The organism is Nocardia yunnanensis (assembly GCF_003626895.1).
GTDB lineage: Bacteria > Actinomycetota > Actinomycetes > Mycobacteriales > Mycobacteriaceae > Nocardia > Nocardia yunnanensis.
This window is the reverse complement of record NZ_CP032568.1, coordinates 7,489,538-7,513,441: the sequence shown is the minus strand read 5'-3', so window position 1 is coordinate 7,513,441 and position 23,904 is coordinate 7,489,538. Positions and strand designations below refer to the sequence as shown.

At 68.8% G+C, this 23,904-nt stretch carries 21 protein-coding genes; 9 read left to right on the top strand and 12 right to left on the bottom strand.

Annotation, left to right across the window (positions count from 1 at the left end):
* Positions 1 to 55: 55 nt before the first annotated feature.
* Positions 56 to 1,450 (bottom strand): serine hydrolase domain-containing protein, encoded by a 1,395-nt coding sequence (locus tag D7D52_RS35355; protein WP_120744698.1) that lies wholly within the window; start codon positions 1,448 to 1,450, stop codon positions 56 to 58.
* A gap of 182 nt (positions 1,451 to 1,632) precedes the next feature.
* On the opposite strand from D7D52_RS35355, the gene D7D52_RS35350 reads away from it, so the two are divergent.
* Positions 1,633 to 2,670 (top strand): alpha/beta hydrolase, encoded by a 1,038-nt coding sequence (locus D7D52_RS35350; RefSeq protein WP_246023524.1) that lies wholly within the window; start codon positions 1,633 to 1,635, stop codon positions 2,668 to 2,670.
* Position 2,671: 1 nt separating this feature from the next.
* Here the strand turns inward: D7D52_RS35350 and D7D52_RS35345 are convergent, their stop codons facing one another.
* The 3 genes from D7D52_RS35345 to D7D52_RS35335 form a co-directional block, all read right to left on the bottom strand.
* Positions 2,672 to 4,279, bottom strand: a complete 1,608-nt coding sequence (locus D7D52_RS35345) for a flavin-containing monooxygenase (RefSeq protein WP_120743318.1) — start codon at positions 4,277 to 4,279, stop codon at positions 2,672 to 2,674.
* Between the two features lie 137 nt (positions 4,280 to 4,416).
* Positions 4,417 to 4,776: an ArsR/SmtB family transcription factor gene (locus tag D7D52_RS35340; protein WP_187703075.1), complete on the bottom strand. Its 360-nt coding sequence runs from the start codon at positions 4,774 to 4,776 to the stop codon at positions 4,417 to 4,419.
* 6 nt (positions 4,777 to 4,782) lie between these two features.
* Positions 4,783 to 6,018: an MFS transporter gene (locus D7D52_RS35335; protein WP_120743317.1), complete on the bottom strand. Its 1,236-nt coding sequence runs from the start codon at positions 6,016 to 6,018 to the stop codon at positions 4,783 to 4,785.
* Positions 6,019 to 6,106: 88 nt separating this feature from the next.
* Between D7D52_RS35335 and D7D52_RS35330 the strand changes: the two genes are divergently transcribed.
* A complete protein-coding gene (locus D7D52_RS35330) occupies positions 6,107 to 6,859 on the top strand; it encodes a hypothetical protein (RefSeq protein WP_120743316.1) in 753 nt (250 codons plus the stop codon).
* A gap of 31 nt (positions 6,860 to 6,890) precedes the next feature.
* Here D7D52_RS35330 and D7D52_RS35325 read toward each other — a convergent pair whose 3' ends face one another.
* A complete protein-coding gene (locus tag D7D52_RS35325; protein ID WP_246023523.1) occupies positions 6,891 to 8,471 on the bottom strand; it encodes a TerD family protein in 1,581 nt (526 codons plus the stop codon).
* Positions 8,472 to 8,609: 138 nt separating this feature from the next.
* On the opposite strand from D7D52_RS35325, the gene D7D52_RS35320 reads away from it, so the two are divergent.
* Positions 8,610 to 9,092: a hypothetical protein gene (locus D7D52_RS35320; protein WP_120743314.1), complete on the top strand. Its 483-nt coding sequence runs from the start codon at positions 8,610 to 8,612 to the stop codon at positions 9,090 to 9,092.
* A gap of 24 nt (positions 9,093 to 9,116) precedes the next feature.
* Here the strand turns inward: D7D52_RS35320 and pabB are convergent, their stop codons facing one another.
* Positions 9,117 to 11,360 carry an aminodeoxychorismate synthase component I gene (gene pabB / locus D7D52_RS35315; RefSeq protein ID WP_120743313.1) on the bottom strand — a complete coding sequence of 748 codons (2,244 nt, stop codon included), beginning with the start codon at positions 11,358 to 11,360 and terminating at the stop codon, positions 9,117 to 9,119.
* 116 nt (positions 11,361 to 11,476) lie between these two features.
* Here pabB and D7D52_RS35310 point away from each other — a divergent pair, with 116 nt between their 5' ends.
* Complete coding sequence (locus D7D52_RS35310; RefSeq protein WP_120743312.1) at positions 11,477 to 12,541, top strand: phosphotransferase family protein; 1,065 nt, start codon at positions 11,477 to 11,479, stop codon at positions 12,539 to 12,541.
* An 80-nt stretch (positions 12,542 to 12,621) separates the two neighbouring features.
* Entirely contained in the window at positions 12,622 to 13,200 is a 579-nt protein-coding gene (locus D7D52_RS35305) for a DinB family protein (RefSeq protein WP_120743311.1), read from the top strand.
* Positions 13,201 to 13,229: 29 nt separating this feature from the next.
* Here D7D52_RS35305 and D7D52_RS35300 read toward each other — a convergent pair whose 3' ends face one another.
* Entirely contained in the window at positions 13,230 to 14,420 is a 1,191-nt protein-coding gene (locus tag D7D52_RS35300; protein WP_120743310.1) for a serine hydrolase domain-containing protein, read from the bottom strand.
* A gap of 122 nt (positions 14,421 to 14,542) precedes the next feature.
* Here D7D52_RS35300 and D7D52_RS35295 point away from each other — a divergent pair, with 122 nt between their 5' ends.
* The 4 genes from D7D52_RS35295 (at position 14,543) to D7D52_RS35280 (ending at position 18,137) form a co-directional block, all read left to right on the top strand.
* On the top strand, positions 14,543 to 15,982 hold the full coding sequence (locus tag D7D52_RS35295; RefSeq protein ID WP_120743309.1) for an amino acid permease: 1,440 nt from the start codon (positions 14,543 to 14,545) through the stop codon (positions 15,980 to 15,982).
* A 143-nt stretch (positions 15,983 to 16,125) separates the two neighbouring features.
* Entirely contained in the window at positions 16,126 to 16,938 is an 813-nt protein-coding gene (locus tag D7D52_RS35290; protein WP_120743308.1) for a serine hydrolase domain-containing protein, read from the top strand.
* A gap of 120 nt (positions 16,939 to 17,058) precedes the next feature.
* Positions 17,059 to 17,592 (top strand): DUF3145 domain-containing protein, encoded by a 534-nt coding sequence (locus D7D52_RS35285; RefSeq protein WP_120744696.1) that lies wholly within the window; start codon positions 17,059 to 17,061, stop codon positions 17,590 to 17,592.
* A gap of 131 nt (positions 17,593 to 17,723) precedes the next feature.
* Positions 17,724 to 18,137: a hypothetical protein gene (locus tag D7D52_RS35280; RefSeq protein ID WP_120743307.1), complete on the top strand. Its 414-nt coding sequence runs from the start codon at positions 17,724 to 17,726 to the stop codon at positions 18,135 to 18,137.
* A 117-nt stretch (positions 18,138 to 18,254) separates the two neighbouring features.
* Here the strand turns inward: D7D52_RS35280 and D7D52_RS35275 are convergent, their stop codons facing one another.
* The 5 genes from D7D52_RS35275 to D7D52_RS35255 all read right to left on the bottom strand — a co-directional run bounded on the left by D7D52_RS35275 (position 18,255) and on the right by D7D52_RS35255 (position 23,860).
* On the bottom strand, positions 18,255 to 19,685 hold the full coding sequence (locus tag D7D52_RS35275; protein WP_120743306.1) for an acyl-CoA carboxylase subunit beta: 1,431 nt from the start codon (positions 19,683 to 19,685) through the stop codon (positions 18,255 to 18,257).
* A 160-nt stretch (positions 19,686 to 19,845) separates the two neighbouring features.
* Entirely contained in the window at positions 19,846 to 21,096 is a 1,251-nt protein-coding gene (locus D7D52_RS35270) for a KasA/KasB family beta-ketoacyl-ACP synthase (RefSeq protein WP_120743305.1), read from the bottom strand.
* Positions 21,097 to 21,106: 10 nt separating this feature from the next.
* On the bottom strand, positions 21,107 to 21,409 hold the full coding sequence (gene acpM / locus D7D52_RS35265) for a meromycolate extension acyl carrier protein AcpM (protein WP_120743304.1): 303 nt from the start codon (positions 21,407 to 21,409) through the stop codon (positions 21,107 to 21,109).
* 103 nt (positions 21,410 to 21,512) lie between these two features.
* Positions 21,513 to 22,427 (bottom strand): ACP S-malonyltransferase, encoded by a 915-nt coding sequence (locus D7D52_RS35260; RefSeq protein ID WP_120743303.1) that lies wholly within the window; start codon positions 22,425 to 22,427, stop codon positions 21,513 to 21,515.
* Between the two features lie 128 nt (positions 22,428 to 22,555).
* Positions 22,556 to 23,860, bottom strand: coding sequence for a PucR family transcriptional regulator (locus D7D52_RS35255; protein ID WP_425464703.1), 1,305 nt, complete (start codon positions 23,858 to 23,860; stop codon positions 22,556 to 22,558).
* Positions 23,861 to 23,904: the final 44 nt, after the last annotated feature.

Here is a 23,904-nt window from a genome sequence, read left to right as displayed (position 1 = left end):
CGGCAGGCGCGAAAAAGCCCGGCCGCCACGGAGACCGGGTTTTCGCGCGCCCGGATCAGGCGATCCGGGTGAACAGGCGGCCGGCCAGATCGATCCCCGTGATCTCGCCCCGCTCGTCGCGGCTGAAGAAGCCACGCTGCCCCTGAAACGATCCCGCGGTGATCACGTACTCGTCGCCGTCGCCGGGCAGCAGCCCGAACGGGAACGGCGGGTGATCCTGGGGAATCTCGGCCTCGGGCGCGGCGGCGCGGATCTCCGGCTTCACCTTGCATTCCAGCAACAGCTGCTCGCCCTCCGCATAGCAGGTCATGGTCATGGCGTCGATGTCGTAGACGCCGAACAGTTCCGGCGCCCGGCCGGCGTCGAACGCGACGGGCTCGGGATCGGCGTCGACGACGCCCAGGTAGTGCCGCAACGCCCAGCGGACGACGGCCTGATTGGCGGGAATGCCGTCCGGGCTGGCATTGGACAGCACCACCACCGCGAAATTTCGCTCCGGGACCAGCTGGAAATTGGCGAACTGGCCGAAACCCGAACCGTCGTGGCCGACCACGCGGACACCGTCCACGTCGCGCAGCATCCAGCACAGGCCGAAGGCGTCGGCCATGGCGCTCGCCCGCAACCGCGCGGTCGGCTGCTTCATGCGGTCTAGCAGCTCGGCCGGCAGCACGGTATCGCCGTGCTCGCCGTGACCGTCGCCGAGGTGAAATCGGCCCCAGCGCAACAGGTCCGAGACCGTCGAGCCGAGCCCGCCGCCGGGATTGTTGGCTCGCGTGCCCTTCCAGGCCCGCGCCACCGCGAGCTGCCCGTCCGCCTGCCGCTCGTGCCCGGCGGCGAAGCGGCGGGTCATCACCTCGTCGCGGGAGTAGAAGCTCTCCCGCAGCCCGACCGGCGCCAGCACCGTCTCGGCCACCACCTGCTCGAACGGCACGCCGGTCACGTTCTCGATGACGCGGCCGAGCAGATTGAACCCGGCCTGGCTGTAGGAGGGTCGCTCGCCCGGCGCGGCGATCAGCGGCAACTCCGCGAGTGACGCGACGAAGGCGGCCAGGCCGTCGTCGCCCTCGCCGGTGTTGTTGATGATGTTCCATTCGAGCCCGGCGGTGTGGTTGAGCAGCTGCCGCACCGTGATGGCGGCGGCGTGCCGCTCGTCGAGCAGGGTCAGCTCGGGCACGTAGGTGCGGACCGGGGCGTCGAGATCGACCCTGCCGTCGGCGACCAGGCGCAGCAGTGCGGTGGTGGTGAAGGTCTTGCTGGTGGAGCCGATCGCGAACAGGGTGTGCTCGGTCACGGGAACCGGGTTCTCGGTGCTGGTGACTCCGGTATTGGCGAAGATCACACGCCCGTCGGCCCAGATGCCGACGGCCATGCCGGGCATGTCGTGCTCGGCGGCGGTGGCGGCGACGAATTCGGTGAGCGCGCTGTCGTTTTCGATCGTGATGTCGTTCATGGGAATGACGATGCCCACCCGCGCCGACAGCCCGCCGACACCGCACCGACAGCCGCCGAACAGCCCGTCGGCAGCGGTTCTCAGGCCCGCCTCAGCGTCGGGCCAGCAATTGCTAAGAGCCGGGCGGCAGGGTGATGAACCGAGTCTTACCACTTGGAAACAACCTGTTGAAGGAGCTACGCGTGCGTTCACCGAAGATCTGGGGCGGCACGGTCCTGGCCTTGGCGGCAACCGTTCTGCTACCGATCGCCGCGGGCACCGCCACGGCCGACCCCGGTGCGAAGTTGAACTACGCGGGAACCTCCGCAGACGGCTCCAGGATCGCCGCGAGCACGGCCACCGACGCGCGCAACCTGACCCTGCAGGTCTATTCGGCCGCCATGGACAAGAACATTCAGGTCGATGTGCAGCGCGCCGCCGACACCTCGCAGCCCACCCCGGTGCTGTATCTGCTCAACGGCGCGGGCGGCGGCACCGACTCCGCGACCTGGCAGAAGCAGACCGATGTGCTGAACTTCCTGGCGGACAAGAACGTCAATGTGGTGCAGCCGGTCGGCGGGGGATTCAGCTACTACACCGATTGGCGCGCACCGGATCCCGCGCTGGGCGTGAACAAGTGGAAGACCTTCCTCACCGAGGAGCTGCCGCCGCTGATCGACAAGGCGCTGAACACCAACGGGCGCAACGCCATCGCCGGACTGTCCATGGCCGGCACCTCGGTGCTGCAGCTGCCCATCGCCGCGCCCGGCCTCTACCGGTCGGTGGCCGCCTACAGCGGATGCGCGCAGATCAGCGATCCGATCGGCTACAACTTCGTCAATACCGTGGTCGCCGCGGGCGGCGGCGACAGCAAGAACATGTACGGTCCGCAGGGCGATCCGATGTGGGCCGCCAACGATCCGTACGTGCACGCCGACCAGCTGCGCGGCCTGAATCTGTTCATCTCCAGCGGTTCCGGACTGCCGGGACAGTGGGACACTCTCGACGGCCCGCACACGCTGCCCGGCACCGGGGGTTGGCTCAACCAGATGACCGTCGGCGGCGGGCTGGAAGCGGCCACCAACTACTGCACCCACAACCTCAAGACCAAGCTCGACGGTCTGGGTATTCCGGCCACCTACGACTTCACGCCCACCGGCACCCACTCGTGGGGCTACTGGCAGGACGCGTTGAAGCAGTCGTGGCCGGTCCTGGCCGCCGGTCTGGGCTTGCCCGCCTGACCTACCGGCTCAGTTCGAAGTTCGGGTAGCCGTTGTCGCGCTCCTCGTCGCAGTAGCGCCGGTAATTGCCGAAACCGCCGATGTAGGGCATGAAGATGCGCTTCTTGCCCTCGATGTTCGCGCCCATGTACCAGGAATTGGCTCGCACGAACAGCGTGCCCTCGGCGACCTCGAGCAGGTGATCGGTCCACTTCACCGCCGCGTCCGCGCGGGCCTCGGCCTTGCGAATCCCGTTGGCGCGGCAGTGCTGTACCAGCGCCAGCACCCAGTCCAGCTGCTGTTCGGAATGCAGCACCATGTTCGCCATCACCGACGGGGTGCCGACGCTGTTGATGCTGAACATGTTCGGGAACCCCGGAATCCCGAAGCCCAGGTAGGTGATCGGGCCGTCGGCCCAGGTGTCGCTCAGTCGCGCGTCGCGGGCGCCGTGCAGGTCGATGCGCAGCAGCGCGCCGGTCATGGCGTCGAAACCCGTTGCGTAGACCAGGGTGTCGAGTTCGATGAACCGGTCCGCGGTGCGAATGCCGGTGGCGGTGACCTCCTCGATGGGCTCGCGGCGCAGATTCACCAGCGACACATTGTCCCGGTTGTACATCTCGTAGTAGCCGGAGTCGGTGCAGATGCGCTTGGTGCCGATGGGGTGGTCGTTGGGGATGAGGTCGTCGGCCACCGACTGATCGTCGATCTTGGCGCGAATCTTGGCGACGGCGAACTCGCGCACCAGCTCGTTGGCGGCCAGATCGCTGTTCTGGTCCGGGAACACCTTGTTGAACAGCACGCCGCCGCCGTTCCAGCGGTCCTCCATGGCGCTCACGCGCTCCTGCGGTGACAGCTCGAGCGCCTTGGTGGTGAGCGAGGCGTGCGGGGTGGCGGCCCCGGCGTAGTAGGACTTCTCACGCCGCTCCCGGTAGGTGGCACGAATCTGCGCCTGCTCCGCCTCGGTCCACGGTCGATTGGGTACCGGCACACTGAAGTTGGCCGAACGCTGGAAGACGGTGAGCGACCGGGCGGCGCGCGCGATGATCGGTGAGACCTGGATGCCCGAGGAGCCCGTGCCGATGACGCCGACCCGCTTGCCCTCGAAGGAGACGCCCTGGGCCGGCCACTGGGCGGTGAAATACTCCTCGCCCGCGAAGGATTCGATGCCGGGCAGGTTCGGCTTCACCGGCGCGGACAGGCAGCCGGTGGCGAAAACCACGAATTGCGAACGGAATTCGGCGCCGGTGTCGGTGCGCAGAGTCCAGTGGGCGGCATCGTCGTCGAAGTGCGCGGCGACCACGCGCTGGCCGAATCGGTAGTGGCGCTTGAGGTCGAAGCGTTCGGCCACATGGTTGATGTAGGCCAGGATCTCCGGTTGCGCGGCGAAACGCTCGGTCCAGGTCCAGCTCTGCTGGAGCTCCTCGTCGAAGGAATAGGAGTAGTCGACGCTCTCCACATCACAGCGCGCACCCGGATACCGGTTCCAGAACCAGGTGCCGCCGACGTCCGCACCCGCCTCCAGGCCCAGCACGGACAAACCGGCCTTGGCCGCCTGATGGACGCCGTAGAGTCCGGCGAATCCGGCACCGATGATGATCACATCGAATGGGCTGCCCTGCTCGGGATGCATGCGCGACCTCTCAGTATTCGTCTTGCGATATTTCGAATAGGCATATCGTCAAGGCGGATATGGGCAGGGGGCGATAGCAGGTCCCACTCAACAGGAGCCGAGTCCCGGGGGGTGCCCGCGAGGTCTTCGCGCGGCCGCTACTCGTGCGCGGGTTCGCCGGTCACGATGTGATCGGCATGGTTGAGACCCTCGCGCACCAGCCGCGCGAGGTGGCCGTCGCGAATCCGGTAGATGATGCGACGGCCGTCGCGGCGGGTCTCGACCAGGCCGGTGAAACGCAGCTTGGCCAGATGCTGGCTGACCGCCGTGCGGGACGCGCCGCACGCCTCGGTCAGGGCGGTCACGTCGGCCTCGCCGTCGGCGAGAATCCAGAGAATGTGCAGCCGGGTCGGATCCGACAGCATGCGGAAGGTGGCGGTCGCCGCGTCCAGGCGGGCCTGATCGGGCTCGGCGGGATGGGTGAGGCTCGGCGCGGGCAGCGGTTTCGCCTTGCTCACCTGCGGTCACCTTTCTGTCGCCGACACCACCTCGCGGGACGGGGTGGCGGCCGGCCACACGCGGGCCGCCGTCGTAGCTGCCAGTGTAGCCAGCACGGCCAGCACGATCGCCGTGGTCGGCAGGCCCGCCAGCGCGCCAAGCTTGCCCGCGATCGGGTAGGTGATCAGGAAGCAGGCGTGCGAGAGAGAGAACTGCGCGGTGAAAACGGCGGTGCGGGTCGCGGATTCGGAATGGGCGCGCAGCAGGCGGGCGGACGGGGTGTTGATCGAGGACGTGCCCGCGCCCAGCAACACCCAGGTCAGCGCCAGCACGACGACGCCGGCAGGCCGGGGCAACAGGGGCGGCAGGGCGGCGGCCAGCAGCGCGGGGGGCAGCAGTGCGCAGCCGGTCAGCATGAACCGCCGGTCGGGGACGATCCGCAGCAGCCGCGGGGCCGCCAGCGCCACCGTCATGGACCCGAATCCGAAGCAGCCCAAGGTCAATGCCACCCCGGTGTTCGAGCCCCCGAGCCGATCCCGCACATACACCACGGTATTCACGATCACCAGCGCGGTGGCCGCGGCCACCACCATGTTCATGGCCAGCAGGCCGCGCAGCGCCGGACGGTTCATCATCACGCGCGCGCCCTCGGTGAGGCGTTCGAGGAAGGGCGCGGACCGCTCGGGCGGGGCTAGGCGGGGTAGCCGGGTGGTCGTCACCAGCAAGGCCGAGGCGACGAAACCGGCCGCGGTGCCGACGAACAGCGAGTGATAGCTGATCACCGTCAGCAATGCCGCCGCCAGCACCGGGCTCAGCAGCGATTCCAGATCGTAGGCCAGCCGCGACAGCGACAGCCCGCGCGTGTAGTCGTCCTCCTCGAGCAGGATCGACGGGATGAGCGACTGGAAGGCGGGAGTGAAGGTCGCCGACGCGGATTGCAGCAGTGCGATCAGCACGTAGATCTGCCAGGTGTGGGTGACGAACGGCAGCAGCAGGGCGATCGCGGCCCGGATCGCGTCCGCCGAGACCAGCACCAGCCGGCGCGGCAGCCGGGCGGTGAGCGTCGAAACGACCGGGGCCACAGCGACATACGCGACCATCTTGATGGCCAGCGCGGTACCGAGCACCGCGCCCGCCTGGCCGCCGGCGATCTCGTAGGCGAGCAGGCCGAGAGCGACGGTGAGCAGGCCGGTGCCCACCAAGGCGACCACCTGCGCGGCGAACAGCTTGCGGAACTGGGGATGACGGAGCACGGCGAGCACCCGACCACTATAGGGCAATAAGTGCGCAGTTGTGCACGTGATGGCGGGTATGGGTGCGCGGGGGTGATTCGTCGCTATCCTCACTTTCATGGGGAGGAAGATCGCGGCCGGGGTGCTGGCCGCCGCGACGCTGGCCACGGCCGCGTGCGATCGGCACACCGCCGCCGCGCCCGCCGTCTCCCCACCTGCGGTCGAGCACGCCACGGGGGTGCCGGCGGCCCCCGTGTCCGATCTGCCGCCGTGCGGCGACATCGCTTCCGCCGCAACGCCTCCCGACTGCTCGCTGCAGTCGCGGGACACCGCCGGGCTATCGTTCGAGGTGCGGCACAACGGAACCGGGCAGCAGGCCGCGGTCACCATCACCGTGCTCGACCCGAACGGCACGAACATCCAGTCCTTCACCGAGAAGGCGGTCGGCACCACCGCGCCACGCCTGCGCGACCTCGACAACGACGGCCGCGACGAGCTGATCATCCCGATCCTGCTGGCCAGTGCCAACACTCGCTACCTCGTCTACCACGCCACCGGTGCGTCCGTGCACTTCCAGCGCGCGGGCGAACTGGCCGGCATCGGCCTGGACACCTCCGCCGGCGGCTACACCGTAGTGACCGCCCGCGACAGCTACGAGCTGTGGCGAATCCAGTTCTGGACCTTCGACGCCGACACCCTGCAGCCGCTGGTCACCGCCGAGGTGAAACTCCTCGACGACGGCACCGGCCACGTCGGCGGCAGCGAATGCACCGTTACCGACAGCGGCGGCCTGTCCCGCACCGGCCTCGACCTCCCCCAGGCCACCACCCAATTCTGTGCCGAACCCACCGTGTTGCGCGTCCGCCGCTGACCCGCTCGGCGCAGCGTCGCCCTCGGCCGCGTCAGATGTGCGCGCTCTTGGTGCGGTTGCAGCCGCGGCAGAGGATTTGGAGGTTGGCGGGGCTGGTGGCGCCGCCGCGGCTGATCGGGATGATGTGGTCGAATTCGAGGTAGTGGGAGTCGCCGCATTCCACGCATTTGCCGCCGTCGCGCTGCCACACGATCGCCTTGACGTCCGGGGGGATGGTGCGGGTGTCGCGGCGGCCGGGGGCCAGGGCCAGGCGTTTGGCGATGCGTAGCGCGCCCTCCATGGCGGCGGCGACATAGCCGGGGTCGGCGACCTCGAGCAGCGCGCCGCCGCGCGCGGAGGTGGCCGACACCTCGACCAGGCCGTCGGCCGCGGACACCGAAACCACGCGGGCCCAGGGTATTTCGATGCCAGCGTCGGATCCGGTGAAGCGGAGTTTGCGGTTGCTGACGATCAGGCGGCCGGTGCTGCGCTTGGGGCCGCGGGCCAGGTGGCGGACGTGGGCGGCGGGGAGATCCAGGTGCACGCGCTCGTCGGGATCGAGGTGCAGGCCGGCGGTCTTGGCCAGCGGTAGCTCGCCCGAACGCAGCCGGGTGAGCAGGCGGCCGCGATGCAGTCGGCGGCGCAGATCCTCGAGCAGCGGGCCGGACAGCGACAGCTGGGCGACGGTGTCCTCGAAGTCGTCGAGATCTTCCCGCTCGACCACGCCGTCGGCACAGGTGAATGCCACCAGGCGTTCCAGCTGTTCGTGCGCGGGCGTGCGCAGCAGCTCGAGGGCCGCGGCGCGATCGATGCGCTGGTAGCGCAGGGCGGCCCACAGGGTCTCCCAGTCCTCGTGCGGGGACTGGCGGCGCAGGGTGCGCTCGGCGCGCGCGGACCAGTCGGCGAGGTATTCGGCTGTCTCGTCGGCGCATTCGCGGCACAGGGCACTACCGCCGAAAAGCTGAGCGGCCCCGCCGAAGAGCTGGGTCGCGCTCAGCAGGCGCCGGCGGCGTGGCGCGCCGCAGCGCGGGCAGTGGCGGGAATCCGGCGGCGGCGCCGGGCGGGTCGACGCGGTCCAGGTGTCGCCGTCCCACCAGCGCAGCCGGGTCGGATCCCGAGGATCCGGATGCCAGTCCGCGCGTTCGGAATCCGGCGGCGGCGCGGTGCGGCGAGGTTCGGGCGCGCGCACCGGATCGACCCGGATCCCGAACTCGCGCACCAGCCCGGCCAGGCTGACCGCACCCTCGCGCGCCGCCCGGAACTCCCAGTCGCCGTCGCCGCGAGCGAACTCGCCGAGAACCATGGCCGGCACCGGCTCGGGCGTGTCCACGTCGTAGCTGACCACGGGGCGATCGTGATCGAACACGGTCAGCCGCAGCCCGGCGACCTCGGCCAGACTGCCCGGCACCGACCCGATCACCACGATCCCGGCCACCTCGGATCCGGTGCGCGGCAGCGAGACCGACAGCCGGGCGGTCCCGGGCTCGGGCTCGGGATCCAGCGTCACCGCCTGCGATACGTGCCGGGGCGCGTCGAACCACACGAAGTCCCGATCCGACCGCGCGCGCCCGCTCTCGGCCACCAGCACCGCCTGCGCCGCCACCGCCGGACCGGCGCGCCACGAAAGCACCACCGTCAGAAGCGATGTCGGAACCCTCGTTTGCCCGCCCTCGGTCAGTTTCATGGTGCCCGAATGATGCCACGCCCCTCCGACAAGAGATCGTGGCCGGCCCTCCACCGGAATTCGGAAAACGTCCGGCACAGTAGAGGTATGAGCAACCCCAAGGGGTCCGGCCGCCCCAACCCCAAACCCGCGGGCTCGCGCGTCCCCACCGCGAGCGACATCCTCGCCGCCGCTCAGGCCGCGGTCGAGGCCGCCCAGAACGCCGCGGGCCTGGCCCTCGACTCGGCGCAGACCACCGCCTCCACCGCCTTCGACACCGCGGTCCGCCTGCCGCCGGCCTCGGTCCAGCTCGTCGCGCAGCTGCCCGATCTCATCGAGAACCTCACCACCGCCGTCGAACGCCTCAACTCCACCATCGACCGGCTCGACCGGACCCTCGCGCTGGCCGAACCCGCGTTCCTCGCCTACGACAAGGTGCTCGCCCGGCTGGAATCGCTCACCGCGCTGGGTGAGGAGGTCTTCAACCGGCTCGACAAGCTGCCCGGCATCTCGCTGCTGGGCCGCTTCGCGGGCACCCGTGAACCCGCGGAACCCGTCCGGCCCGAACCCAAGTCGCGTCGCCGCAAATAGCCGCTACGCGGCGGGGATTCTCGGTCATCGGGCGGCGAGCGGAGTGCGCGGCCCGCTCGACAGACCCGGCAGGGCGCGCAGGGCGGCCGCGGCCTTCCACAGCATCTCCCGATACTCGTCGTCCGGATCGGAATCCAGCACTATCGCGCCGCCCGCGCCGACCCGCCAGCGGCCGTCGTGGCGCACGGCGGTGCGAATGACGATATTGAGATCGGCGGTGCCGCCCAGGCCGAGGAAGCCGATCGTGCCGGAATAGACGCCCCGCGCTTCGGTTTCCAGGGTGTCGATGATCTCGAGAGTGCGCAGTTTGGGCGCGCCGGTCATGGAGCCGCCCGGGAAACACGCTCGCAGACAGTCGATCACGGTCAGGCCGGGGCGCAGGCGGCCGCGCACGGTCGAGACCAGCTGATGCAGGGTGGTGTAGGTCTCGACCGCCATCAGGTGGGGGACGTGCACCGACCCGATCTCGCAGACCCGGCCGAGATCGTTGCGCAGCAGGTCGACGATCATCAGATTTTCGGCGCGGGTCTTGGGGTTGCGGGCCAAATCGGCTGCCAGCGCGGCGTCCTCACCGGGGGTGCGGCCGCGCGGGGCGGTGCCCTTGATCGGCTTGCTCTCGACCATGCGGGTGCGATCCACCTTGAGGAAACGCTCGGGGGACGAGCAGGCCACCTCGAGCTCGGCGAACCGCAGGAAGGCGGCATAGGGGGCCGGATTGCCGCGGCGCAGGCGACGATACACGGTGAGGCCGTCGGCATCGCCGGGGGGACAGGCGCTGTCGGTGATGCAGATTTCGTAGGACTCGCCGGCGCGGAGCTGCTCCTGGCAGGCGGCGACATCGGCGAGATAGCGTTCGCGGCCGCGAGTCAGGAACGGGGCGACGGTGGCCTCGTCCGCGGGCAACTCCAGTGTGGGCGGATTCTCCCATGTCGGAAGGGTTTCCAGGATGGTCCGGGTGGCCGCCAGCCACTCGTGCGCGGAGACAAGGGAATCCGGTTCGCACAGGGCCAGCAGATGGGTGCGGCCCGCCTCGTGATCGACGACGATCAGGCGATCGGCGAACAGCCACTGGGCGTCCGGGGTGGGGGAGCGGTGCACCGCCCGCGCGCCGCAGTCGGCCTTCATCTCGTAGCCGAGGTAGCCCACGTAGCCGCCGGCGAAATCGAAAGGCACATCCGGGAAGTCGATCTCGCGGCGGCGCAGCTCACCGGCTAGATAGTCGAGCACGACGCCGGGCACGACGCGGTTGCCGGTCGCCGTTTCGATCTCGACCCGGCCGCTGCCGACCCGATAACGCACCACCTCCGCCAGCGGACCGGAGGCGTCACCGAGAAACGAGAATCGATCCAGGCCGGGCTCGACATGCTCGCTGTCCAGCCAAAAAGCATGGGGCGAAGCCGAATACAGCGCATCGAACACCGCTTCGGTATCAATCGCGCGCTCGATCACCACCTGCTCCACCCAATACCGCACCCTGGCCCGGATCATCGAGTCGGCATGCGCCCCCTCCGTCATCCCGGCGTGCGCCCCCTTCGTCATCCCGGCGTGCGCCCCCTTCGTCATCCCGGCGTGCGCCCCCTTCGTCATCCCGGCATGCGCCCCCTTCGTCATCCCGGCATGCTTTTGGCCGGGATCCACAGTCGCGGAGTGAATTCCACCCGAACCCACGCCGGAACGACGGCGCCGATGCGCCACGGTCAGCTCCGCGAAATTCCGCAACAACAGCTCACCGTGCTCGCTGGAGATGGACTCAGGATGAAACTGCACCCCCCACTGCGGCCGACTCCGATGCCGCACCCCCATGATCACCCCGTCCGGAGCGGTCGCGGTGACCTCGAGCGCGTCCGGCAACGGCCGATCCGCGCACAGCGAGTGGTACCGCACCGCCGAGAAGTCCTGCGGCACACCGGCGAACAAATCACGCCCGTCATGGGTGATGCGATCGGGATAGCCATGCCGGGCGCGCGGCGCCGTCACCACCGACCCGCCCGCCGCCACCACGATGCCCTGATGCCCGAGGCACACACCCAGCAACGGCAACTCCGCGCCGACGATCAACGCGGCCGAAATGCCGAAATCACGCGGAACATCGGGCCGCCCGGGCCCCGGCGAGATGACGATATTGTCGAACCCGTCGAGCCCCAACTCCTCGATCGACCCCACCTCGTCATTGCGCACGACCACGGGCTCGCTCCCGTTCACCTGGCTGATCAGCTGGTACAGGTTGTAGGTGAACGAGTCGTAGTTGTCGATCAAGAGCGTGCGCATTTGACCACGCACATTACGCCTGTCCCTCCGACACTCCGCTTCCCGACCTGCGCGAACGAGTCGCCCGCCACTACTGCGGGCGGACGCCTTCAGTTTCGCGGGCGGCCTACGGCACAATGGGCGGCATGTCTGTCGCACAGCCGGTCGAAGTGGATCGTGACGTCGTCGATTTCGCGATCGTCGGCAAATGGATGCAAGAGCAGGGCCTGCCCGGCGGGGAGTTCGAGGGAGTGACGCCGCTGGGCGGTGGCACCCAGAACATCATGCTGCGCTTTCGCCGAGGCGGCCGCGACTACGTCCTGCGGCGCGGACCCAAGCATCTGCGCAAGGCCAGCAACACCGTCATTCAGCGCGAGTCGCGCATTCTGGGCGCGCTCGGCGACACCGAGATTCGCGCACCCAAGGTGATCGCCGCCTGCCCCGACGAGTCCGTGCTCGGCGCGTCGTTCTACCTCATGGAGCCGATCACCGGCTTCAACCCGCAGAACGAGCTGCCCGCCCTGCACGCCGGCGACCCGGAGGTGCGGCGGCAGATGGGACTTTCGGCCGTCGAGGCCATCGCCCGGCTCGGCTCCCTCGATCACGAGGCGCTCGGCCTGGCCGATTACGGCAAGCCCGAGGGCTTCCTGGAACGTCAGGTCCCGCGCTGGCTGTCGGAACTTGACTCCTACAGCGTCAACGACGGCTACCCCGGCCCGCAGATCCCGGGGGTGCGGCAGGTCGGTGAATGGCTCGACCGCAACCGCCCCGCCCCGGCGAAACCCGGCATCCTGCACGGTGATTGCCACCTCGCCAACATGATGTTCTCCTTCGACGGCCCCGAGGTGGTGGCCATGGTCGACTGGGAGATGTCCACCATCGGCGACCCGCTGCTGGATCTGGGCTGGCAGATCGCCACCCGGCCCGAGCCCGGCACCACCGGCGCGGCCCTGGTCGGCTCGCTGGGCGCGGTCGGCGGCCTGCCCACGCCGGCGGAGATGATCGCCCACTACGGGCGGTTCTCCGACCGCGACCTCACCCATGTCACCTGGTACACCGTGCTGGCGTGCTTCAAGCTCGGCATCGTGCTGGAGGGCACGCACGCGCGGGCGTGTGCGGGCAAGGCGCCCAAGCAGGTCGGCGACTTCCTGCACGCCATCACCCTCGAGCTGTTCGAGAAGGCGCACGGGCTGATGGAGTGACAGCGAACCTGTCGCCATCTTGGCGACGGTTGGCAGAATATGGGTGGTCGAAAAACTAGAGCCACAGTAGGTTGGCTGCCATGCCGATCGTTCCCGATGCCAAAGACTGGACCTGGGTGCTCGAACGCACCTGCGCGGACTGCGGATTCGACCCCGACGCCACCGCCTTCGAGGCCGTGCCCGGATTGACCCGCGACAGCGCGGCCCGCCTGGCCGTCGCCCTGGAACGACCCGACGCCCGGCAGCGCCCCGACGATTCGACCTGGTCGACCGTGGAGTACGCGGCACACGTGCGCGACGTGTGCCGCATCTTCCTGCACCGGCTCGACATCGCCCGCACCGGCGCCGCCCGGCCCGGGCCCAGCATCGCGGCCTACGACACCACGGTCACCGTGGGCGACAACGGGATTCCCATGTTCGCCAACTGGGATCAGGACGCCACCGCCGTGGCCGCACACTACGCGGACGCCGAAACCGCCACCGTCGCCGCCGAACTCGCGGACGCCGCCGAAACCGCCGCCCGCGCCTTCGAAGTCGTGCCGCTGGACGAACGGGACCGGGCGGCCCTGCGCAGCAACGGTTCCGCGTTCACCATCGACTCGATGGCGCGCTACTTCGTCCACGACCTCGTGCATCACGTCCACGACGTCCGCGGCTGAACCCTCGGCAGCCGCTCACCGGCGGCCTCTCACCGGCAGCGCAGCAGGGCCTCGCGCAGATTACGGGAGCGGACATCGTCGAGCACCGCCATGCCCAGGCGGTTCATCACATAGCCGAAGCCGAGACCCGTTGCCGGATCGGCGAATCCGAACGAGCCGCCGTACCCGGTGGTCCCGTAGGCACGCCTGTCGGAACCGAAGCGGAAGCTGCCCCGGGACTTGCGGAAACCCAGGTGATAGCGGCTGGGAGTGAGCAGCACCAGATCCTCGGCGGGCACGTCGTCGGCGGTGTCGGCCAGCGCGAGACGATCCAGCAGCGCGGCGTCGATGGGCAGTTCCCCGGTCTGCTTGGCCGCCGCGCCGTACACCCGGGCCAGCGCCCGCGCGGTGCCGACGCCGCCGGCCGCGGGACTCTCCACCGACAGGAACTCGCGCCGGGTGGCCCGGGCGGGCGCGCCCACCTGCGGGCTGTTGAGGGCGCGGAAGGACAGGCCGCGCTTGCTGTAGAGCTGAATTCCGATGCGCAGCGGCAGATCTCGCTCGTAGCGCAGAATGTCGAGCCCGTCGGTGGCCGACAGGGTCGCCACCCGATCCAGCGAAACCTCTTCCGGCAGGCCGATATAGAACTCCGCGCCCAGCGGTCCGGCGATGTCCTCGGCGAAGATGCGGCCCAGCGTCCGATGCCGGGGATCGACTCTGCGCAGCAGCTCGCCCTGATACAGCCCGGCCGTGATCGGGTGATAGCCGTGCCGGGTTCCCGGCCGCCACAACGGTTTCTGCTCCGCCAGCACCACCGCCATGCGATCCTGATCGGCCATATCGGTGAGCCGGAACGGGCGATCCAGCGCCGCCAGCCCGGCCTGATGATCCAGCAGCTGCCGCACGGTGATCGATTCCTTGCCGTGCGCCGCGAATTCCGGCCAGTGCAGCGCCACCGGATCCTCGTAGTCCAGCAGGCCCCGCGAGACCGCCGCGGCCACCGTGAACGCGGCCATCCCCTTGGTGGAGGACCAGACCGGGGCCATGGTGTCGCGCTCCCACGCCACCCGCCGCTTGCGATCCCGATGCCCGGCCCACAGATCCACCACCGGCCGGTCTCCGTCGAATACGGCCACGGCCGCACCGATCTCGCCGTGCCGGGTGAAATTGCGGCGGAACGCGTCGGCGACCGGACCGAAACCCGCATCGACCTCGCCGTGGATCGTGACCTGCTCACTCATAGTGGGTCCGATGGTAACCGGCCGATCCCGACGCCGGTACATAGCTGTGAGCAGCGAGAACGGCTCTCGACACGACACCCCGATGCCCGAAATGCGCCTCTGACCAGGTAGCGTGGCCGCACATGCCCGGACTCCAGCGGATTACCTCGTCATTGCTGCGGACCAAACCCGTCGAACAGCTCACCTCCGACGGCGAGCACACCGCACTGCGACGCAGCATGGGCCTGATCCCGCTGATCGCGCTGTCGGTCGGCGCGACCCTGGGCACCGGCATCTTCGTGGTGCTCGGCGAGGCCGCGCCGCTGGCCGGACCCGCCGTCGTCGTCTCCTTCGTCATCGCCGCGCTGGCCGCGCTGTTCTCCGCGCTCTCCTACGCCGAACTGGCCAGTGCCGTGCCGGTATCCGGCTCCGCCTACTCGTATACCTATGCGACGCTGGGCGAGATCATCGCCTGGGTGTGCGGGTGGTGCCTGCTGCTCGAGTACGGCGTCTCGGTGGCGGCGGTCGCCGTGGGGTGGGGCTCCTACCTCAACGAATTCCTCGGCTCGACCCTCGGCTGGCGGATTCCGGACGTGCTGGCGCAGCCGCCCGGCGACGGCGGCGTGGTCAATCTGCCCGCGGCCGTCGTGGTCTTGCTCGCGACCGTGGTGCTGCTCGGCGGCATTCGCGAGAGCGCGCGGGTCACCACCGTCACCACCATGATCAAGATCGCGGTGCTGATCTTCTTCGTGTGCGTGGCCGTCAGCGCCTTCGATTCCTCGCACCTGCATCCCTTCTCGCCCTACGGCGTCTCGGGCATCGGCGCGGCGGCCTCCATGGTGTTCTTCTCGTTCATCGGCTTCGACGCCGCCTCCACCGCGGGCGAGGAAGCCAAGAATCCGCAGCGAGATCTGCCGCGCGCCATCATCATTTCGCTCGGCATCGTGACGCTGGTGTACGTGCTGGTGGCGTTGACCGCGGTCGGCGCGGTCGGTGTGGACGCCGTCAGCAGTTCGGGCGCCTCGCTGGCGACGGTGCTCGAACAGGTCACCGGGCGCGGCTGGCCGGCCACGATTCTCGCGGGCGGCGCGGTCATCGCCATCGCCTCGGTGGTGCTGACCGTGCTGTACGGGCAGACCCGCATTCTGGTCGCCATGTCGCGGGATGGGCTCATGCCCGCCGTGCTCTCGCGGGTCGGGCGCACCCGGGTGCCGACGGTCAACACGCTCATCGTCGGCGGCGTGGTGGCGGTGCTCTCGGCGCTGGTGCCGCTGGGAGAACTGGTGAACGCCACCAATATCGGCACGCTGGTGTCGTTCGGGCTGGTGAACATCGGCGTGCTGGTGCTGCGCCGCACCAAACCCGACCTACCGCGCTCCTTCCGCACCCTGGTGCCGGTGGTGCCGGTGATCGGGGTGGCCATGTGCGGGTGGCTGCTGATCCACTTGCCGGGCGTCACCTGGCTGGCGTTCACGCTGTGGTCGGCCGTCGGGCTGGTGGTGTACTTCGGCTACGGCCGCCGCCGCTCGGTGCTGGGCAAAGCCGGGGCCACCGAAATGGTCACACCCGAAGTGCATTCGTAGCAGGCAAAACCTGCAGGTTCGCGGCCGTCTCGATTCTGGACTGAGTGGAGCGGGGGAGCGAAGCGGAGGAGCGGAGGGAGGGAAGAATCGGGACCTCGGGGCCGCGAACCCGCCCGGAGCGAAGCGCAGGGCAAAATAGCACCGTGCGAGCGCTCGAGCAGATTCGACAGTGGCCGGTCCGGAACGCGGCGGCGGGCGTCGTCGTGCGCGGCAAGGGCGTGGTGGACAGCGAGGGGGATACCGCGAAGGTCTTTCCGCTCGCGTCGGTGACCAAACCCCTTGTGGCCTACGGTGTTCTGGTGGCGGTCGAGGAAGGGGCGGTCGAGCTGGACCAGCCCGCCGGCCCGCCCGGATCGACGGTGCGGCATCTGCTGGCCCACACCTCCGGGCTCGCCTTCGACACCAATGAGGTGCTGGCCAAGCCGGGGGCCAAGCGGATCTACTCCAGCGCCGGGTTCGAGGTGCTCGCGGATTTCGTTGCGGCACAGACGGGTATCCCGTTCGACCGGTACCTGCGCGAGGCGGTGTTCGAGCCGCTGGGCATGAACTCCTCGGTCCTGGCCGGTCCTGCCGGGCACGCCGGGCGCTCCTCGGTCGCAGATCTGCTGCGATTCGCCACGGAATTGCTGGAACCGGCGGTGGTGAGTGCCGAATTGCTTTCCGAGGCAAGCACAGTGCAATTCCCGGATCGCAATGGCGTCCTTCCCGGTTACGGGTCGCAACGACCCAACGACTGGGGGCTGGGCTTCGAAATTCGCGATCACAAGATTCCGCACTGGACCGGCGGCGCGAACTCGCCGCGAACTTTCGGGCACTTCGGGCAGTCGGGGACATTTCTCTGGGTCGATCCGGACGCCGGCATGGCGTGTCTGGCGCTGGCGGACGAAAATTTCGGGGACTGGGCGCGCGTGGCGTGGCCGCCGCTCAGCGATGCCGTGATCGCGGAGTTTGGGTAGTGTCCGACACGGGCAATAAGTAACACACGCAACACCGGGCACTCCAGTAAACTCGGGCAACGCCGGGCGGCATATGGGTCGTTGGGGAAGACGTCCCTCGTCGAGCCGGAGGTGTCAGTGGTGCACGCGTCTAGTCAGTTCGCGGAGTCGACGTCTGGAGTCGTCTATATCCATTCGTCGCCGGCCGCGCTGTGCCCGCACATCGAATGGGCCCTCACCTCGACCCTCAAGGCCCCCGCGAAACTGCGCTGGACCGCGCAGCCCGCCGATCCGGGACAATTGCGCGCCACCACCGATTGGTACGGCCCGGTCGGTACCGGGGGCAGATTAGCCAGAGCATTGCGAGATTGGCCGATCTTGTATTTCGAGGTCACCGAGGAACCCAGCGAAGGCGTCGACGGCGAACGCTTCTGCTTCGTTCCCGGCCTGGGCCTGTGGAACTGCGCCACCAGCGCCAGCGGCGACATCGTGGTGGGGGAGAACCGCTTGCGCGCCATCGTCTCCGAGGCCCGCGCCCACGGCCGCACCACCGCCGCCGAGATCGCCGGTGAGATCGACCGCGCCCTCGGCACCGCCTGGGACGACCGCCTCGAGCCCTACCGCCTCGGCGGCGACGGCGCGGAAGTCACCTGGCTGCGCCGCGACGTCGGCTGACCCGCCACGACCGGCGGTTCGGCACTGCCGCCGATCGATTCCGCCACGCGCTCATTTGCGTGGCATCCCTCGCAATCGACACGAAACGGGCAGAATGCCCAGGGGGCGGGTAGTCGACGAGGAGGGTTTTCGTGCGGACCACAACGCGGATCGCGGGCACGGCACTGGCCATGATCGGGGCGCTGACCCTGACCGCCTGCAACGACCACTCCGCCACCGCCTCCGGCCCCACCACCAAGCCGAAGTCCTCGGCCACGTCCGCGGCCCCCTTCCCCGCCGCCGGCCACCAGGCCGTCCAGTGCGGCACCGGCCCCTGGGGCCTGGCCGTCGTGGCCTCCACCGCCCACGGCGACGACTTCTGCCCCACCGCCCTCTCGGTGGTCACCGCCTACGCCGCCGACCGCGCCAACCAGTCCAGCGGCGACATCGCCGTCACCGTGGACACCATTCGCTGGGTTTGCGGTGAACGCCAAGGCGACCCCAACCCCTACCAGGAATGCGCCAGCCAGAACGAGTCCGCCGACAAGGTCCGGCTGCTCTCCTGAATTGCCTTGCCGCCAGGCGCTCTTCGCTACGGGCGAGGGCGACGGTGGCGACCTGGATACGACGAAAGCGGGCGGCCTCCGAGGAGACCGCCCGCTCTTGCGTTGCCGTACAAGCGATTACAGCGGGATGTTCTTGTTGTGCTGCGGCCGAGCCGGAGCCGCCGCGAGCGCCGCCGCGATGGTGGAGCGGGTCTTGGCCGGGTCGACGACCTGGTCCACGACGCCGATGGCGATGGCGCGTTCGACACCGCCCGCGATGCGCTCGTGCTCCTCGGTGAGGCGCTCGATGAGGGCTTCGCGCTCCTCCTCGGGGGCGGCCGCGATGGCCTTCTTGTGCAGGATGCCGACCGCGGCCTTGGCGCCCATGACCGCCACCTCGGAACCGGGCCACGCGTACACCGCGGTGGCGCCGAGCGAGCGGGCGTTCATGGCGATGTAGGCGCCGCCGTAGATCTTGCGGGTCACCAGGGTGACACGCGGGACACGCGCCTCGGCGAAGGCGTGCAGCAGCTTCGCGCCGCGGCGCACCACACCCTCGAATTCCTGCGAGACGCCCGGCAGGTAGCCCGGCACGTCGGTGACGACGATCAGCGGGATGCCGAAGGCGTTGCACAGGCGCACGAAACGCGAAGCCTTCTCGGCGCTTTCGGAGTTGAGGCAGCCGCCCAGGCGGATCGGGTTGTTGGCCAGCACGCCGACGGTGCGGCCGCCGAGCCGGCCGACGCCGACCACCATGGAGCGGGCGTAGCCGCCCTGGAGTTCCTCGAAAGAGCTTTCGCCGTCGACGTTGTCGAGCAGCTCGTGAATGATCGGCTTGACGTCGTAGGCGCGCTTGGCCGACTCCGGCATCATGGCCTTGAGGTCGACATCGCCGTGTGCGGCGGCGGCCAGGTCGAATTCGCCCTGCTCGGCGAACATCGAGACCAGGCGGCGGGCGCGATGCATGGCGTCGGACTCGTCATCGGCGACGATGTGGCACACGCCGGACTTCTTGCCGTGCGTGACCGGGCCGCCGAGGGTCGCCATGTCGACGCTCTCGCCGGTCACCGTCTTCACGATGTCGGGACCGGTCACGAAGACGCGGCCTTCCGGCGCCATGATCACGATGTCGGTCAACGCGGGACCGTAGGCGGCGCCGCCGGCGGCGAAGCCGAGCACCACGGAAATCTGGGGGACCTGGCCGGACGCGCGGACCATGGCCTCGAAGACCAGTCCGACGGCGTGCAGGGCCTCGACACCCTCCGCCAGGCGAGCGCCACCCGAATGCCACAGGCCCACCACGGGCGCCTTGGAATCGATGGCGGTGTCGATCGCGTCGACGATGTGCTTGCAACCCTCGACGCCCATGGCGCCGCCCATCACGGTGGCGTCCGAGCAGTAGGCGACGGTGCGCACGCCGTCGACCTCACCGATGGCGGCCAGCACACCGGACTTGTCGCGGGGGTGGAGCGGGAGCACGGTTCCGGGATCGAAGAAGCGCTGCAACCGACCCAGCGGGTCACGGGGATCGGTCGTGGTGTCCGCATGCGCGGGAGCCATGATGGTCATCGCAAACTCTCCTCTAAAGGGAAGGTGCGGTCGCTGAGAGCGGCTGCGAATGTCGAAGTCCCGGAGGGAATCTCAGGTGCGGGATCAGCCACTGAGATCCCCGCCGGGACCGCTTGTCTTACTGACCGGTTCTAGAAATGCGCGGTAGTTCTAGTGCGCGTCAGTACCGGCCGAAGGCGAGCGCGACATTGTGCCCACCGAAACCGAAGGAGTTGTTGATCGCGTACTGGATGTCCTGCTGACGCGCCGCGCCATGCACCACATCCAGATCGATCGCCGGATCCTGGTTCTCGAGGTTCAGCGTCGGGGGGACGATGCCGTCCCGGATGCTGAGCACCGTGAGCACCGACTCGAGGGCGCCGACGGCGCCGATCGAGTGGCCCAGGGCCGACTTGGGCGCGTAGACCGAGGCGTGCTGAACGCCTGCCTTGTGAATCGCGTTCGCTTCCGCGGTGTCACCGATCGGGGTGGCAGTCGCGTGGGCGTTGACGTGGGTGACGTCCTTGGGGGACAACCCGGCGGTCTGCATCGCGCGCTGCATGGCGCGAGCGGCACCGCTGCCCTCCGGATCGGGCGCCACCAGGTGGAACCCGTCGGAAGTGATACCCGCGCCCATGAGCCGGGCGTGGATGGTGGCCCCACGGGCCTTGGCGCTCTCCTCGGTCTCGACCACCATGAGCGCGCCCGCCTCGCCGAAGACGAAGCCGTCGCGATCCTTGTCGAAGGGACGCGAGGCCGCCTTCGGGTTGTCGTTGCGAGTCGACATGGCCCGCATCATGGAGAACGCGGCGATCGGCACCGAGTCGATGAAGCCCTCGACACCGCCGGTGACGACCATGTCGGCGTCACCCATGACGATCATGCGCCAAGCGTTGGCGATGGCCTCCGAACCCGACGAACACGCCGAGACCGGAGTGATCACGCCCGCCCGGGCCTTGAGTTCGAGACCGACGACGGCGGACGGACCGTTCGGCATGACCATCTGAACAGCCAGCGGCGAAATCTTGCGATAGCCACCGTTCTTCAGCTTGTCGACCGAATCGATCAGCGCGTCGCCGCCGCCGAGACCGGTGCCGATGGCCACACCCAGCCGCAGCGGGTCAACCTCGGGCGAGCCGGCGTTCTTCCACACCTCGCGACCGAGGACGGTCGCCAGACGCTCGACATACGCCATGCGTCGGATCTCGACCCGATCGAGCAGCGTGTCCGGCGACACCTTCAGGTGGCCGCCGATTCGAACCGGAAGGTCGTACTCCGCAATGAAGTCGTCCTCGAGAGTGTCGATGCCGCTCTCGCCATTGAGGAGGCCCTTCCACGTCGCATCGACGTCACCGGCGATCGACGTGGTCGCCGCCATGCTCGTTACGACGACGTTGGGAAAGTTCCCGTTCAAGGTGGAAGGAGTGGTCACGGTGTCGGTCCTAGGCCTCTTCGCCGAACTTGGCCTTCAGCTCGGCGGCCGCGTCCGCGTTCTCCGCCTCGAGCTTCTGGATGTACGCCACCGCGTCGCCGACGGTCTTCAGGCTCGCCAGGTCCTCATCGGGGATCTTGACGCCGTACTTGTCCTCGGTCTGGACGGCGATCTCGACCATCGACAGCGAGTCGATGTCCAGGTCGTCGACGAAGGACTTCTCGATGGTCACCTCGGAGGGCTCGATACCGGTCACCTCTTCGATGATCTTGCCGAGCTCTTCGACGATCTGTTCCTGGGTCAGAGCGGCCACTGTGGTGGCTCCCTTCTTGTTTCCTGTAGAGGGGTGGGGATGGTGATTTCGGTGTGCGACCCGATTGCTTACTCGCCGTTGAGGAAGCGGGCCGCGAGCCAAGCTAGCTGGTTGCGGTCAGCTCGGCGAGCGCGGGGAGATCCGCGGGGGTCTTCAGCGCCAGATTCGGGGTGCCCTTGAGCTCCCGCTTGGCGATGCCGACCAGGGTGCCCGCCGGCGGCAGCTCCGCCACCGCGGAAACCCCTGCCGCACGGATCGTTTCGTTGCACAGATCCCACCGCACGGGGCGGGTGACCTGGGCAGCGAGCTTGTCGATCGCGTCCTGTCCGGAGCTCACCGGCTGCCCGTCGAAGTTCGACAGCAGGGTCCGGGTGGGCTCGCTGGGAGCGATCTTGGCGATGGCCTCCGCCACCGCGTCCTGGGCAGGCGCCATGAACACGGTATGGAAGGCGCCGGCGACCGGCAACGACCGGATGCGGGCCTTTTCGGGCGGGTTCGCGGCAAGGGCTTCGAGCGCCTCGAGCTTACCCGCGGCCACGATCTGACCCACCGCATTGCGGTTGGCCGGAACGAGCCCGAGCTCCTCGAGACGAGCGAGCACTTCCGCCTCGTCACCACCGAGCACCGCGGACATTCCGGTCGGCTCGAGGGCGCAAGCTTTGGCCATTTCCGCTCCGCGGATGGCGGCCAATGCCACCGCGTCATCGGCGGAGAGGACTCCGGCGACGGCAGCGGCGGCGAATTCGCCGACCGAGTGTCCGGCGACGATGGTATCCGCGGGCAGTGATGCCTGCGGGATTTCGGCAAAAGCAAGCAGAGCGGCCGCGACGACGAGCGGCTGGGTGACAGCCGTGTCCACGATCTCTTCCGCGGTCGCAGTCGTACCCAAACGCAGCAGGTCCAGCCCCGAGGCCTTCGACCACAGCGCGAGGCGATCCGCGGCGCCGGGAAGTTCGAGCCAAGGGGTGAGCATGCCGGGTGTCTGAGAGCCCTGTCCAGGGGCGAGCAATGCGATCACGTTGACAAGAAAACACCGTGACTGCGCTCTCACGAGATGTCGGCGCGAATGAAGCTTGCTTGGCAGTTTTGTGAGGAGTCCACAAAAGACCTAGTGGGTTGTCCGGATCGCCCTATCCTCGAATCTCGTTACAACCCGTCCTTGGGGTCTGTGACGGGAGTCATATCAGTGGCAGGAGTGGGCGATTCGTTACGAGTTCGAGTCAGTCGGCCTACTGTGGCCGCGATACGTAACACATACGCATCGCGCGGATTCATCGGATCCCGGCCCGTGATGTCGGCGATTCGCTTGAGCCGATAGCGCACCGTATTTGGATGAACGAACAGCTGGCGGGCGCAGGTCTCGACGGCTCCACCGCAATCCAGGTACGCATCCAGCGTGTCCGACAAATCGGCGCTGGCGGCGGCCAACGGTAGCACGAGGTGCTCGTTCAGGGCCTCCACCGCGGCGCGGTCACCCAGCAGGGCGCGTTCGGGCAGCAGCTCCGAGGCGTGCACCGGGCGCGGCGCGCCACGCCAGCCCACCACGGCCTCCATCCCGGCCATCGCCTCCACCGAACTGACGTGCGCGGCCGAGAGCGTGCGCATGGTCGGGCCGATCACCACCGGACCCTCCGAGAACGCCTCCGCGAGCAGATCCGCGAGGAACTGCGAGGGATACAACGGGTCCCCGAGATGTCCGCTGACTACCATGACGAGCCGCGAACCCTGCACCACCGCGAGCGCGTTTCGCCCGTGCCGGCCCGCCACGCTATGTACGGAACTGACAACGGCGGCCGCCTGATCCTTGGGGGGAGTGCCCACCAGGACGGTGGCGGGCGCGGTGGCGTCCCAATTGAGAGTGGCCGCGCGCGAGAGCATCTCGGGGCCGGTGTCGCCGCGCACCACGGCGTCGACGACCAGCGCCTCCAATCGGGTGTCCCACGCGCCTCGCGACTCCGCGGCCGAGGCGTACACCGAGGCGGCCGCGAAACCCAGCTCGCGCCCGTAACGCAGCACCGCCTCGGTGAGCGCCACCAGCTGACGATCGTTGCGCGCCAACGCCGGTAGCCACTGCTCGAAGAACTCCATGGCCACCCGGACCATGTCGACGGTCTGGCGCAGCGTCAGCCGCCGCGCCAGATCGTCCGGAATCACTTGGAAGGCATCGAGACTGAAGCGGATATCCGACTCCGGGTCCTGCAGCCATTCCAGGAAGTTCACCACCGCCGTCTGCACCAGCATCTGGACCCCGGCGCGCTGGGCGGCGTCCAGATTGGCGAAGAACGGCAACCGATCCTGCATCGAGGACACGGCCTCGGTCGACAGGCGGCCGGAGAACTGCTTGACCCGTTTCAGGAGCGTGTCCGGAAGCGGGTCGCGCGTCTGCCGATTCGGCGAGAGTGCGCCGGTCGGAAGATAGACCTCGTGGGAGGAGGTGCCTTCTTCGTTGATCCGGCGCGGCCTCGGCGGTTTACGTTCCACGGTTCTTATGTTCG